The 13,938-nt window shown below is 62.7% G+C and carries 14 protein-coding genes; all 14 read left to right on the forward strand.

The window, feature by feature from the left end; translation table 11 throughout:
• Nucleotides 1-89: 89 nt before the first annotated feature.
• The 14 genes from flhA (at nt 90) to Q9290_RS00275 (ending at nt 13,732) form a co-directional block, all read left to right on the forward strand.
• Nucleotides 90-2,189, forward strand: coding sequence for a flagellar biosynthesis protein FlhA (gene flhA / locus Q9290_RS00210; RefSeq protein ID WP_306077626.1), 2,100 nt, complete (start codon nt 90-92; stop codon nt 2,187-2,189).
• Nucleotides 2,190-2,202: 13 nt separating this feature from the next.
• On the forward strand, nt 2,203-3,564 hold the full coding sequence (flhF, locus tag Q9290_RS00215) for a flagellar biosynthesis protein FlhF (RefSeq protein ID WP_306077627.1): 1,362 nt from the start codon (nt 2,203-2,205) through the stop codon (nt 3,562-3,564).
• Nucleotides 3,557-4,438 carry a MinD/ParA family ATP-binding protein gene (locus Q9290_RS00220; protein ID WP_462806078.1) on the forward strand — a complete coding sequence of 294 codons (882 nt, stop codon included), beginning with the start codon at nt 3,557-3,559 and terminating at the stop codon, nt 4,436-4,438. The genes flhF and Q9290_RS00220 overlap by 8 nt, the downstream gene beginning before the upstream one ends.
• A complete protein-coding gene (locus Q9290_RS00225) occupies nt 4,425-5,147 on the forward strand; it encodes an RNA polymerase sigma factor FliA (protein WP_306077629.1) in 723 nt (240 codons plus the stop codon). Before Q9290_RS00220 ends, Q9290_RS00225 begins: the two co-directional genes overlap by 14 nt.
• Before the next feature lie 144 nt (nt 5,148-5,291).
• Nucleotides 5,292-5,663: a chemotaxis response regulator CheY gene (gene cheY, locus Q9290_RS00230; RefSeq protein ID WP_425411216.1), complete on the forward strand. Its 372-nt coding sequence runs from the start codon at nt 5,292-5,294 to the stop codon at nt 5,661-5,663.
• Nucleotides 5,664-5,672: 9 nt separating this feature from the next.
• A complete protein-coding gene (locus tag Q9290_RS00235; protein WP_306077630.1) occupies nt 5,673-6,434 on the forward strand; it encodes a protein phosphatase CheZ in 762 nt (253 codons plus the stop codon).
• 9 nt (nt 6,435-6,443) lie between these two features.
• Entirely contained in the window at nt 6,444-8,486 is a 2,043-nt protein-coding gene (locus Q9290_RS00240; RefSeq protein WP_306077631.1) for a chemotaxis protein CheA, read from the forward strand.
• 28 nt (nt 8,487-8,514) lie between these two features.
• Entirely contained in the window at nt 8,515-9,657 is a 1,143-nt protein-coding gene (locus Q9290_RS00245) for a protein-glutamate methylesterase/protein-glutamine glutaminase (protein WP_306077632.1), read from the forward strand.
• Between the two features lies 1 nt (nt 9,658).
• Nucleotides 9,659-10,402 (forward strand): flagellar motor protein, encoded by a 744-nt coding sequence (locus tag Q9290_RS00250; RefSeq protein WP_306077633.1) that lies wholly within the window; start codon nt 9,659-9,661, stop codon nt 10,400-10,402.
• Nucleotides 10,399-11,241 (forward strand): flagellar motor protein MotB, encoded by an 843-nt coding sequence (locus tag Q9290_RS00255; protein ID WP_306077634.1) that lies wholly within the window; start codon nt 10,399-10,401, stop codon nt 11,239-11,241. Before Q9290_RS00250 ends, Q9290_RS00255 begins: the two co-directional genes overlap by 4 nt.
• On the forward strand, nt 11,238-12,023 hold the full coding sequence (locus tag Q9290_RS00260; RefSeq protein ID WP_306077635.1) for a ParA family protein: 786 nt from the start codon (nt 11,238-11,240) through the stop codon (nt 12,021-12,023). The genes Q9290_RS00255 and Q9290_RS00260 overlap by 4 nt, the downstream gene beginning before the upstream one ends.
• On the forward strand, nt 12,017-12,820 hold the full coding sequence (locus Q9290_RS00265; protein ID WP_462806080.1) for a chemotaxis protein CheW: 804 nt from the start codon (nt 12,017-12,019) through the stop codon (nt 12,818-12,820). Before Q9290_RS00260 ends, Q9290_RS00265 begins: the two co-directional genes overlap by 7 nt.
• A gap of 19 nt (nt 12,821-12,839) precedes the next feature.
• Nucleotides 12,840-13,328, forward strand: coding sequence for a chemotaxis protein CheW (locus Q9290_RS00270; RefSeq protein WP_306077637.1), 489 nt, complete (start codon nt 12,840-12,842; stop codon nt 13,326-13,328).
• Complete coding sequence (locus tag Q9290_RS00275) at nt 13,328-13,732, forward strand: DUF2802 domain-containing protein (RefSeq protein WP_306077638.1); 405 nt, start codon at nt 13,328-13,330, stop codon at nt 13,730-13,732. The genes Q9290_RS00270 and Q9290_RS00275 overlap by 1 nt, the downstream gene beginning before the upstream one ends.
• Nucleotides 13,733-13,938 lie beyond the last annotated feature (206 nt).

The raw sequence follows: 13,938 nt of genomic DNA on the forward strand, positions 1-13,938 counted from the left end.
AATCCCCAATCCCCAATCCCCAATCCCCGAAATGATTGGCTCATTTATTGCATTAACCCGCCCATGATTGTTGATGTTCAGCGAGTGTCATGGAGTTAAGGGCGAGGCTTTCACAGGCAAAACAGTGGTCCCGGTGGGTGAACAAGGGCATGGGTACCCCCTTGCTGGTGCTGGCGGCGCTGGCCATGGTGGTGCTGCCCATTCCGGCGCTGATGCTGGATGTGCTGTTTTCCTTCAACATCTCCCTGGCGCTGGTGGTACTGCTGGTGGCGGTCTATACGCAGCGCCCGCTCGACTTTGCCGCTTTTCCTACCGTGCTGCTGGTAGCCACCCTGCTTCGGCTGGCGCTCAATGTGGCGTCCACCCGGGTGGTGTTGCTGGAAGGCCACGAAGGCGGTAACGCCGCCGGTAACGTGATTGAGGCCTTTGGCTCCGTGGTGATCGGCGGCAACTATGCCGTGGGTCTGATTGTCTTTCTGATTTTGATGATCATCAACTTTGTGGTGGTCACCAAGGGTGCCGGCCGTATCTCCGAAGTGAGCGCCCGCTTTACCCTGGATGCCATGCCCGGCAAGCAGATGGCCATCGACGCCGATCTCAACGCGGGGCTGATCAATCAGGAAGAAGCCCGTACCCGCCGGGAAGAGGTCACTCAGGAAGCCGACTTCTACGGCTCCATGGACGGTGCGTCAAAATTCGTCAAGGGTGATGCCATTGCCGGCATCATGATCCTGTTCATCAACATTATCGGCGGTTTCATTATCGGCATGGCCCAGCATGAGCTGAGCTTTGGCGATGCCGCCCGTGTCTATACCCTGCTGACCATAGGTGACGGTCTGGTGGCGCAGATCCCGTCACTGCTGCTGTCCATTGCCGCCGCCATTATCGTGACGCGGCAGAATACTCGGGAAGACATGGGCCAGGCCATGCTGGGTCAGCTTTTTGACAACCCGCGTTCACTGGCCATTGCCGCCGGCATTCTTATCGCCATGGGCCTGGTGCCGGGCATGCCCCATTTTGCCTTTCTGCTGCTGGGCGGCCTGTCCGCCGCCGGCGCCTGGTGGATGCATAAACGCCAGGGTGAGCGTGAGCAGCAACAGCTGGAAAGCGATGCCCAGCCGCCGGCGGTGAGCGGCAACGAAAACCGCGAACTGAGCTGGGACGACGTTATGCAGGTCGACACCATTGGCCTGGAAGTGGGCTACCGGCTGATCAGCCTGGTGGACGTGTCTCAAGGGGGCGAGTTGCTCAGCCGTATCAAGGGGGTGCGCAAAAAGCTGTCCCAGGAGCTGGGCTTTCTTATTCCCGCCGTGCACATTCGCGACAACCTGGAGCTGGGCCCCAACGAATACCAGATCACCCTGATGGGAGTCAGCTCGGGGCTGGCGGATATTTATCCCGAGCGGGAGCTGGCCATCAACCCAGGGCAGGTGTTTGGTCCGGTGCAGGGCATCGACACCCGGGATCCGGCCTTTGGCCTGGAAGCCACCTGGATTGCCCGGGAGCAGATCGAAAATGCCCAGAGCCTGGGTTACACCGTGGTGGATGCGGCCACCGTAGTGGCTACTCACTTAAGTCAGTTGCTCACCAACAACGCGTCCCAGCTGCTGGGCCATGAAGAGGTGCAGAACCTGATCGACCAGGTGGGCCGCAGCCAGCCCAAGCTGGTGGAAGGCCTGGTGCCCAATACCCTGAGCCTGGCGCTGGTGACCAAGGTGCTGCAGAGCCTGCTGAACGAAGGTGTCTCCATTCGGGACATGCGCACCATTTTGCAGACCCTCACCGAATACGCCCCCAAAAGCCAGGATCCGGAAGTACTCACCGCCGCCTGCCGCATTGCCCTGCGCCGGTTTCTGGTGCAGGAGATCGCCGGCACCGAGCGCGAACTGCCGGTTATTACCCTGGCGCCAGAACTGGAACAGATATTGCAGAACTCTTTGCAGGCCGGCGGTGCTCAGGGCAGCGGCATAGAGCCGGGGCTGGCAGAGCGCATGCAGCAGTCTCTGACCCAGGCCGCCGCCAACCAGGAGCTGGAAGGTCAGCCGGCGATATTGCTGACCTCGGGCATGTTGCGTACCACCCTGGCGCGCTTTGTGAAACATACCATTCCCAGTCTGCGGGTGCTGTCTTACCAGGAAGTGCCGGATGATCGCCAAATCCGCATCGTGGCGTCGGTTGGGCAGCAGTAGCGGGAGAGATTGAATGAAGATTAAACGGTTTTTCGCCAAGGACATGAGGGCCGCCCTGGCCGAGGTTAAGGAAGTGCTCGGGGCGGACGCGGTGATCATGTCCAACAAGAAGGTGTCGGGCGGCATCGAAATCGTGGCCGCCGTGGACGACGACGACAGCGCGCCGGTAGAAGCCTCATCCCGGGCCCTGAGTGACGACAATGTCAGAATCTCGTCGCAGGCCCGTCAATTTGTTCCACCGCTGAGCGATCAGCAGCAGGCCGACTCGCTGCAGGCGCTGTTAAGCCGTGGCAAACCCGAGCCTTCGCCCAAAACCCTGGCCGAGCAGGTGGACTGGGGCCAGCCCGAGGCCCGCCGCGAGCCGGTGCTGAGCCAGCCCGCGCCGCTGTTTGCCGGCGGTGCCAAAAGCAGCGGTCGCCAGAAGGAAAGCGCCAAGGACAAAGAGCTCAACGCCATGCGTCAGGAAATTGCCAGCATTCGCCGGCTGCTGGAGCATCAGGTGTCGGGGCTGATGTGGCAGGAAGTGGAGCGCCGCGAGCCGGTGCGGGCCATGGTGATCAAGCAGCTAAACCAGCTCGGTTTCAGCGACGGCTTTGCCGACATGCTGGCCATGCGGGTGCACGAGCGCGCCGCGCCCCACGAAGCCTGGTCCCAGATTGAAGCGTCACTGAACGAACTGCTGGTCACCGGCGAAGACGAAATCATGCGCCAGGGTGGCGCCGTGGCCCTGCTCGGTCCTACCGGGGTGGGCAAGACCACCACCATCGCCAAGCTGGCCGCCCGCTTTGCCGCCCGCCACGGTGCCGATCAGCTGGCGCTGATCACCACGGATCACTATCGTATCGGCGCCCACGAACAGTTGCAGACCTATGGCCGCATCATGGGCGTGGCGGTCAAGCAGGCGCGCACCTATCAGGAGCTGGCTCAGGTACTGTATCAGCTGCGCCATCGCCGGCTGGTGTTGATCGACACCGCCGGCATGGGCCAGCGGGACATGCGCCTGAACGAACAGCTCGACAACCTGGTGGGGGATCGCCAGATCCGCATTCGCAATTATCTGGTGCTGCCGTCCACCGCCCAGCGCCGCGTGCTGCAGGAGGCGGTGGAGCATTTTCGCCGCATTCCCCTGGCCGGCTGCATTCTCACCAAGCTAGACGAGAGCCTGTCGCTGGGGGATGTGCTCGACATCAGCATTCAGAACAGCCTGCCCATCAGTTATGTCACCGACGGCCAGCGGGTGCCGGAAGATCTGCGTCTGGCCAGGGCCGACGAGCTGGTGCGCCAGGCACTGGGAACGGTGGAGCAGCAGCGGGAAGATCCCTATTACTGGGAAGCTTCCGATGCCGACCATGAGGATGCGCGTTTTTATGAATAATTGGTTTCAGGACCAGGCAAGCGGACTGCGGCTTATGCAAAAAATGAACAAAGTGCAGGTGATTGCCGTGACCGGCGGCAAGGGCGGCGTGGGCAAGACCAACATTACCCTTAACATGGCCTCGGCCATGGCGGCCCAGGGCAAGCGGGTGATGGTGCTGGATGCGGATCTGGGGCTGGCCAACGTGGACGTGCTGCTCGGCATTCGGGTCCGGCACAACCTGTCTCACGTGCTGCGGGGCGAATGCAGTCTGGACGAGGTAATGGTGGAAGGCCCTCAGGGCATTCGCATCATTCCCGCCACCTCCGGCAATCAGTCGATGACCGAGCTGTCGCCCCTGGAGCACGTCAGTCTGATCCGCGCCTTCAGCGAAATGCGTACCCCGGTGGACGTGCTGCTGGTGGACACCGCCGCCGGCATCTCCGACATGGTGCTGAGCTTTTCCCGGGCCTCTCAGGAAGTGCTGGTGGTGGTGTGCGACGAGCCCACTTCGATCACTGACGCTTATGCCCTGATCAAGCTGCTTTCCCGGGAGCACGGCGTATTTCGCTTCAAGATCGTCGCCAACATGGTGCGTAGTCAGCGCGAGGGCATGGAGCTGTTCGCCAAGCTCACCCGGGTCACCGACAAGTTTCTCGATGCCTCCCTTGAGCTGGTATCCTGCATTCCCTTTGACGGCAACCTGCGCATGGCGGTGCGCCGCCAGAGCCTGGTGGTGAACCAGTATCCCAAGTCGCCTTCCGCCATGGCCATTCGCGCTCTGGCGTCCAAGGCCCTGAACTGGCCCACGCCCCACCGGGCGGAAGGGCACCTGCAATTCTTTGTAGAGAGGCTGCTGGCCAACCCGGTCGCAGAGCAGGATGTTCGGGGGTAACAAGGCGCAGGCCTACGCCCGGCACAACGCCCAGGGGCTGGTGGAGCGCCACGCCGCTCTGGTGCGGCGCATCGCCCAGCATCTGCTGGCGCGCCTGCCAGACAGCGTGCTGCTGGACGATCTGATCCAGTCGGGCATGGTGGGTCTGCTGGAAGCGGCGAAAAATTTCGATGCCTCCAAGGGCGCCAGCTTCGAGACCTTTGCCGGCATTCGCATTCGCGGCGCCATGCTCGACGAAATTCGCCGGGGCGACTGGGTACCGCGCTCGGTGCACCGCAATGGCCGCCAGATTGCCGAGGCCATGCACAGCATTCAGCGCCGGGAAGGGCGCCCGGCTCAGGATCGGGAAATTGCCGATGAGCTAGGGGTATCGCTCACGCAATATCACGCCATGCTGGCGGACGTGAACCACGGCAAGCTGCTGGAAATGGATGAATTCGAGCAGGGGGTGGAATACCAGGCGTGCCCGTCGGCACACGCGGGCAGCCCCTTTGAAGGCATGGCCAAGGACCGTTTTCAGCACGCTCTGGCCGAGGGCATTCGCAAGCTGCCGGAGCGGGAAGCCCTGGTGCTGTCGCTGTATTACGACGAAGAGCTCAACCTGCGGGAAATCGGCCAGATCCTGGAAGTGTCCGAGTCTCGTGTGAGCCAGATCCACAGTCAGGCCATGTTACGGCTTAAATCTCGCCTTAAAGACTGGCAAATTTGATTTGTGACAACAAGTTAAGTGGAATAAACGACATATTCTCGCTCAAGAAGCCGGAATTTCTGCCGACTAGTTAACAGTGGGCATCTCTTACATGTTCAGCGGCTGTTGGTTCAGCAGAACAGGAGGAATGGGTTGGACAAGAACATGAAAATCCTCATCGTGGATGATTTTTCCACCATGCGCAGGATTATAAAAAATTTGCTCAGGGATCTGGGCTTTAACAATACGCACGAGGCGGATGATGGTCTGACGGCCCTGCCCATGCTCAAGAACGGCGACTTCGACTTTGTGGTGACCGACTGGAACATGCCGGGCATGCAGGGCATCGACCTGCTCAAGGCCATTCGCGCGGACGACAAGCTCAAGCACCTGCCGGTGCTGATGGTCACCGCCGAAGCCAAGCGCGAGCAGATCATCACCGCCGCCCAGGCGGGGGTAAACGGCTATGTGGTCAAGCCCTTTACCGCCGGTACCCTCAAGGAAAAACTCGAGAAGGTTTTCGAGCGCATCGGATAAAGGCCTCACATGACACAACCACAAGGACTGATCAGTCTGGAACAGGCTCGCGAGCTGGTGGCCCTGCTGGAGCAGGGAGATCAGGCCGGGGCCGATCGCTTTATGACCGACGTCTGCATGCCCCACGCCGATGCCCTGCTGGATCAGGTAGGGCAGCTGACCCGTCAGCTGCACGACGCGCTGCAGGAGTTTCGCAACGATCCTCGTCTGCCTCAGCTGGCCGAGACCGACATTCCCGATGCCCGCGAGCGCCTGAACTACGTCATCGACATGACCGACAAGGCCGCCAACCGCACCATGGATGCGGTGGAAGCCAGCCTGCCCATCGCCGACCGCCTGAATGATCGCATTCAGCAGGTGATGCCGGGCTGGCGCGGGCTGATGCAACGGCAGCTGGAGCTTAACAAGTTCAAGGAACTTTGCTACCAGCTCGATGATTTTCTCAAGGATTCCGAGCAGGATGCCGACCGGCTGCGCCAGTTGCTGACCGAGATCCTGATGGCCCAGGATTACCAGGACCTGACCGGTCAGGTGATTCGCCGTGTGATCAAGCTGGTGCAGGAAGTGGAAGCCAAGCTGGTGGACATTCTGTCGGTATTCGGTCGCCTCACCGGCGAGCAGCTGCACACCGGGAACCGGTCCGAGCCTCCGGCCGCCAGGGCGGTCGAGGCCACCGAGGCCGAGGGCCCCATCATCAACAAGGAACAGCGTGATGACGTGGTCTCGGATCAGGATGAAGTGGACGATCTGCTGTCCAGTCTGGGATTTTAAGGAGCAAGCATGGGCTTTGAGGTAGATGAAGATATTCTGCAGGATTTTCTGGTGGAAGCATCGGAAATTCTGGAGCAGCTGTCGGAACAACTGGTGACCCTGGAGCGTCAGCCCGACGACAAGGATCTGCTGAACGCCATTTTCCGCGGCTTTCACACCGTCAAGGGCGGTGCCGGCTTTTTGTCGCTGACCGCCCTGGTGGACACCTGCCACAAGGCCGAGAATGTGTTCGACATTCTGCGCACCGGCCAGCGCCGGGTCACCTCCGAGCTGATGGACGTGATCCTGCGGGCGCTGGATACGGTGAACGCCATGTTTGCGGAAATTCAGAACCGCCAGGAACCGACCCCCGCCGATCCGGCGCTGCTGGAAGAGCTGGGCTTTTATTGCCGGCCCGAGCAGGAAGACGAAACACCGCCGGTACAGTCGGCCGAGCCGGTGGCGGAAGCGCCCGCCGTGGATGACTCTATCGAGTCTCTCAACGAGCAGGAATACCAGCAAATGCTGGGCGAGCTTGAGGGCGAACAGAGCGCCGGCGACAGCGACGACATTACCGACGACGAATTTGAAGCCCTGCTGGATCAGCTGCACGGTGCCGGCCAGCACGGCGGTGTGCCGCAAACGGCGTCCGAATCTGCCCCCAAGTCCGAGGCAAGCCCCGGCGGCAAGGATGACGATGAGCTGATTGACGACGGCGAATTTGAAGCCCTGCTGGATCAGCTGCACGGTGCCGGCAAGGGCCCCACCGCCACGCCGGCCCCGGGCGGCGCCGTGCCTACCGGCGCCAAACAGCCTGAAGCCAAGCCCGAGGCGCCCGTTGCGGCGGCCAAACCCGCCGCCAAGGCAGAAGCCGCCAAACCGGCCGCCCATCAGCCGCCGCCCGCGGATACCACGGTGCGGGTGGACACCCGTACCCTCGACAGCATCATGAACATGGTGGGCGAGCTGGTGCTGGTGCGTAACCGTCTGCTCAGCCTGCAGTCCGGTCACGAGAACGAGGAGATCACCAAGGCGGTGACCAACCTCGACGCGGTGACCGGCGATCTGCAGGGTGAGGTAATGAAAACCCGCATGCAGCCCATCAAGAAGGTGTTTGGTCGTTTTCCCCGTGTGGTGCGGGACATCGCCCGCAACATGAAAAAGGAAATCGAACTGGAGATGGTGGGTGAAGATACCGACCTCGACAAAAACCTGGTGGAAGCCCTGGCCGATCCCCTGGTGCACCTGGTGCGCAATTCCTGTGATCACGGTATTGAATCGCCCGAAGAGCGGGAAGCCGCCGGCAAGCCGCGCAAGGGCGTGATAAGGCTGACCGCGTCTCAGGAAGGGGATCATATTCTGCTCGGTATCGAGGACGACGGCGCCGGCATGGATCCGGAAAAGCTCAAGAGCATCGCCATCAAGCGCGGCATTCTCGACGCCGACGGCGCCGCCCGCATGAGTGACAACGAGGCCTACAACCTGATTTTTGCCCCCGGCTTTTCCACCAAGGTGGAGATCACCGACGTGTCCGGCCGGGGTGTGGGCATGGATGTGGTCAAGACCGGCATCAGCTCGGTGAACGGCTCCATCGTGATCGACTCGGAAAAAGGCAAGGGCACCAAGCTGCAGATCAAGGTGCCGCTGACCCTGGCGATCCTGCCCACCCTGATGGTGGTGGTGGGAGAGCAGACCTTTGCCCTGCCGTTGACCAACGTCAACGAAATTTTCCACCTGGATCTGACCAAGACCAGCATGGTCGACGGCCAGCTCACCGTGGTGGTACGCAACAGGGCCATTCCGCTGTTCTACCTGCAGGACTGGCTGCTGCGCGGCGGCAAGCGCGAGCGCAAGGCCCATGGCCATGTGGTGATCGTGATGATCGGCAACCAGCAGGTGGGTTTTGTGGTGGACGGCCTGATCGGCCAGGAAGAAGTGGTGATCAAACCTCTGGATCAGTTGCTGCATGGCACGCCCGGCATGGCCGGCGCCACCATTACCAGCGACGGCGGCATCGCCCTGATCCTCGACATTGCCGGCCTGATCAAGGCCTACGCGCGTCGTTACGCCTGACGCCATAACAGGGAGCACGACAACAATAATGACTATTCGGGTTTTGGTGGTCGACGATTCCAGCTTTTTCCGCCGGCGGGTGAGCGAGATCCTGGCACAGGATCCCCTGCTGGAGGTGATCGATACCGCCGCCAACGGTCGTGAAGCGGTGGAAAAGGTGAAAACGCTGCGGCCGGACGTGATCACGATGGACATCGAAATGCCGGTGATGGACGGCATTTCCGCGGTGCGCGAGATCATGAAGGCCACGCCCACGCCGGTGCTGATGTTTTCCTCCCTCACCCACGAAGGTGCCCGGGCCACCCTGGAAGCGCTGGAAGCGGGGGCCATGGACTTTCTGCCCAAGCGCTTTGAAGACATTGCCCGCAGCAAGGAAGAAGCCATCGCCCAGCTGCAGCAGCGGGTGCGGGCCATTGCCCGGCGCCGCCCGCGGGCGGTAAGCCCGCGTCCGGCGCCGGCATCGTCGTCGCTTTCCGCGCGCTCCGCACCGGCCCGCAGCCCGGCCATGAGCCGGTTCAGCCGGCACGAGCCGGCGGCGGCACAACCGGCCGTGCAGGCGGCCCCCGAGCGGCGCAGTCTGCCCCGGCGCAGCGGCAAGAGCTATCAGTTGCTGGCCATCGGCACCTCCACCGGCGGCCCGGTGGCGCTGCAGGCGGTACTTACCCGGCTGCCGGCCAACTTTCCGCATCCGATTGTGCTGGTACAGCATATGCCGGGGACCTTTACCACCGCCTTTGCCGCCCGGCTCGACGGCTTGTGCCAGATTCGGGTGAAGGAAGCGGAAGACGGCGACGTGCTGCGCCCGGGTCATGCCTACCTGGCCCCCGGCGGCCGGCAGATGATGTTTGAAGGCCGGCCCGGCGCGGCCCGGCTGCGCATTCTCGACGGCAACGACAAGGTCAACTACAAGCCCTGTGTCGACATTACCTTTGCCTCTGCCGCCAAGATTTACGGCGGCAAGGTGCTGGCGGTGGTGCTCACCGGCATGGGGGCCGACGGTCGCGACGGCGCCCGCCTGCTGAAAGAGCAGGGCGCCAGTATCTGGGCGCAGGACGAGGACACCTGTGTGGTCTACGGCATGCCTCAGGCGGTGGCCAAGGCCGGTATTGCCTCCGAGTCGCTGCCGCTGCCGCTGATCGGCGAGGCCATCGTCAACGAAATGGCGGGCTGACATGGCACTGACCGGCCTGTTGCTCGCCCTTGCCTGCATTGCCCTGGCCCAGTGGTGGCACGGCGGTGAGCTGTCGGTACTGCTGGACGGCCCGGCCCTGCTGATCGTGCTGGGCGGCAGCCTGGGCGCGGTCTGGCTGCAGACGCCCTGGTTTCAGTTTCGCGCCGCCATTCGCGCGCTGGGTGCGCTGTTTACGCAGCGGGTCTGGCCCTTTCAGGAGCAGTGTACCCGCCTGTTGCGCTGGTCTCACGAGGCGCGTCAGGGCGGGTTCCTGGCGCTGGAGGGGCGGCTGCACAGCGATCAGCTCGACGGCTTTACCCGCCAGGGGCTGCAATGGCTGGTGGACGGCACCGAGCCGCAGATGATGGAACAGTTGCTCGACAACGAGCTGGCGCGCATCGAGGAGCAGAAAGAGCTGGAAGCCCGGGTGTTTGAAGCCATGGGCGGCTACAGCCCCACCATCGGCATTATCGGCGCCGTGCTGGGGCTGATCCAGGCCATGTCGCACCTGGACGATCCGGCCCGGCTGGGCAGCGGCATTGCCGTCGCCTTTGTCGCTACCCTCTATGGTGTGGGGCTGGCCAACCTGTTGCTGTTGCCCCTGGCCAACCGGCTCAGGGCCATTTACCGGCTGGAGCTGCGTTACCGCGAGCTCACCGCCATCGGCCTGCTGGCCATCGCCCGGGGCGAAGGCAGCCTGTCGGTCAGCCGGCAGCTGGGGCAGTTTCAGGGAGGCCGGCAATGAGGCGGCGTTCGCTGGTGCCCGCGCACCACGACCAGCACACCGAGCGCTGGCTGGTGTCCTACGCCGATTACATGACACTGGCGTTTGCGCTGTTTGTGATGCTGTACGCGGTGCATGCCTCGCGCAGCGAACTGCGCCAGCCGGTGGTGGAAGGGGTGCAGCAGGCGCTGGGACAACTGGGCATGCACCCCGACAGGCAAGGCGCCCTGAAGCGTCAGGGCCAGCCGGCGCTGCCGGTAAGCGAGCAGCCGGCGGCGACTTTCTCCGCCAACCGCCTGCATGAATTTCGTCTGGGCCTCGGTGATCGGCTGGCGCCGCTCACCGAGCGCGGGCTCGCCAGCATAGAGCTGGGGGAGGAAGAGCTGGTGCTGACTCTGGACGGCAGCCTGCTGTTTGCCGAGGGCAGCGCCCTGCTCGGGGCCAACAGCGAGGCGGTGTTTGCGGCCCTGCTGCCGCTGCTTGCGCAGGATACCCATTTTTTGCGGGTGCGCGGCTTTGCCGACAATATCGCGGTGAGCAACGAATTGTATGTGTCCAACTGGCAGCTTTCCGCCGAGCGCGCCCGGGTGGTGCTGGAGCGGCTGGCAGAGGGCGGCGTGGCTCCCCAGCGGCTGGTGCTGGAAGCTTATGGCCAGTACCGGCCCGCTTCGCGGAGCAGGGGAGACGACAGTCGGTCGCTGAACCGGCGGGTGGAGATTGCGGTTTCCAGCCGGCGCTGGCAGCCACCCGAGGTGTCGGCGCCGGCCCGCACTCTGCCGCCGGACGAGAACGGCGGCCTTAACGTGTATGAGCTGCCGGGTGGCGGCATTCGCATTACCAACGACAGGATGAGCCCGTGATAGTCTGGACAGTAGCAAATCAGAAAGGCGGCGTGGGCAAAACCACCAGCGTGGTGGCGCTGGCCGGGCTGCTGGCGCAGCGCAACAAGCGGGTACTGCTGATCGACACCGATCCCCACGGCTCGCTCACCGCCTATCTGGATTACAACTCCGATACCCTGGCCGGCACCCTGTTTGATCTGTTTCAGACCCCCGGCGCCGGCCGTGCCGAGTTCGACAGCGTGGCGCTGACCACCCGTTTTGACGGCATTACCCTGCTGCCGGCATCCATTTCCCTGGCTACCCTGGAGCGTACCTCCAGTACCCGGGAAGGCATGGGGCTGGTGCTGAAGCGCTTGCTGGCGGAAGTCAAAGACCAATTCGATGTGGCCATCATCGACTGCCCGCCGGTGCTGGGGGTGATGATGGTCAATGCCCTTGCCGCCTGTGACCGCATTCTGGTGCCGGTGCAGACGGAATTTCTGGCGCTCAAGGGGCTGGAGCGCATGGTCAGTACCTTCAGCCTGATGCACAAGGCCCGCAAGAACGGATTTAATTACACCGTCGTGCCGACCATGTATGATCAGCGCACCCGGGCCTCGGTACAGAGCCTCGACAGCCTGAAAGACCAATACGGCGACCGGGTGTGGCCAGCGGTGATCCCGGTGGACACCAAGTTTCGTGACGCCAGTCTGCGCCACGAGCCGCCATCCTATTTTGCCAAGGGCAGCCGGGGCGTGTATGCCTACCAGACCCTGCTGCGCTATTTGTGGCGTCTCGACGGAGGAGACCAGCCATTATGAATCAACGTCAGTTTGCGGCTCTCGACGACTATTTTGATGCCCTGCTGGAAGATCCGGCGCCGCAGCCGGCGGCCGAGCCCGAACGGCCGGCCGTGGCCTATGCGGATCCCGAGGAAGAGGAGCGCCGCCGGGCACTTGAATCCCTGCTGGCCACCGTGGCCGAGCTGAAGGAAGAAGAAGCCGCCGCGGTGGAGCCGGAGGTAATGGCAAGGCCGGCGCCGCTTGCCGAGCCGGTGATAAAGGCGACGCCAAAGGTCAGTACCCCCGAGGTGGTGCCCGAGATCCAGGCTGACACGCAGGTTGAGCCTCAGGTTGAAACACAGGTCAGTGCCGAGCCGGCCTGGCGCAACATGGACACCGAGCCACGCTTTCAGGCGCTGTTTTTCGAGGTGGCGGGCATGACCTTTGCGGTGCCACTCACCCATCTGGGGGGCATTTATCAGATATCCAAGCTGACCAGCCTGTTCGGCAAGCCGGCCTGGTTTGCCGGCATCATGACCGAGCGGGAACGGCAGCTCAGTGTGGTGGACACGGCGCGCTGGGCCATGCCCGGCCATACCCAGGACGAGGAATACCAGTATGTGGTGACCCTGGGGGAGAGCCACTGGGGGCTGTCGTGCCACCAGCTCAAGGGCACTGCCCAGCTTACCCGGGAGCAGGTGAAATGGCGTACCACGCCCGGCTCACGCCCCTGGCTGGCGGGCATGGTAAAAGAAAAAATGTGCGCTCTGCTGCACGTTGATGCATTGATTGCATTGCTGGAGCAGGGCAAAAATATCGACGGACAACGGGTCTGAGAGACATAAGGGTGAGTGTATGAGCAATCATCGCAATGTAGCGGAAAATCTGGCTGAAGACGAAGTGTTGCAGTGGGTGACCTTTCGCCTCGACAACGAAACCTATGGCATCAACGTGATGCAGGTGCAGGAGGTACTGCGCTACAGCGATATTGCCCCGGTACCCGGTGCCCCGGACTATGTGCTGGGCATCATCAACCTGCGTGGCAACGTGGTGACCGTGCTCGACACCCGGCTGCGTTTTGGCCTGCATCCCGCCGAGGTCAGTGACAACACCCGTATCGTCATTATCGAAGCGGAAAAGCAGGTCATCGGCATTCTGGTGGACAGCGTGGCCGAGGTGGTTTACCTCAAGTCGTCGGAAATCGAGAGTGCGCCCAATGTGGGCACCAGCGAAAGTGCGCGTTTCATTCAGGGCGTGTGCAACCGGGAAAGCGAGCTGCTGATCCTGGTGGATCTCGACAAGCTGTTGTCCGACGACGAGTGGGAAGAGCTGAGCCAGCTCTGATGATCGGCGAAACCGCACTGATCCTGGCGGTGCTGGCACTGGTCCTGGCCATGGCCGCCATGGGCATTGCCTGGATGATGTGGCGCCGCAGCCAGCGCAAGCTGGAGGCCATGAGCACCCTGATGCGCGAACTGGCCCGCAGCCGTGACAGCTACCGCAAACAGCTCGAAGAGCTGCAGGCAGCCAACATTGGCCTGGGCAAAAAACTCACCGAGCTGGGCCGCCAGCAGGTGAGTCTGCGCGAGCAACAGCAGGAGCTGGCGCTCAAGGATCCCCAGAGCAAGCTCTACAGCCGCGCCGCCCGCATGGTACAGCTGGGCGCCGACATCGAGGAGATCATGGCCGAGTGCGAAATGCCCCGGGCCGAAGCCGAGCTGCTGCTGTCGCTGCACCGGCAACGGTAACCCCTGGAGCGCAGGCTGCCAGCCTGCATTAGCGTCCGCTAGGGCGCTTTTTGCAGGGTTGCCGCTTCGCGCCAAGTTGCGGGCAAGCTGCCCGCGCTCCATTACCGATGTTTGTTCCAGCGCAATAAACCCCCGTTAATTCAGCTTCATGGCCCCAAGGGGCAAGTCTGCGCCGGCGCCTTGTGCTAGACTGGCGGCCATTTTTC

Origin of the sequence: Oceanimonas aquatica, assembly GCF_030732065.1 — a bacterium.
Lineage (GTDB): Bacteria > Pseudomonadota > Gammaproteobacteria > Enterobacterales > Aeromonadaceae > Oceanimonas.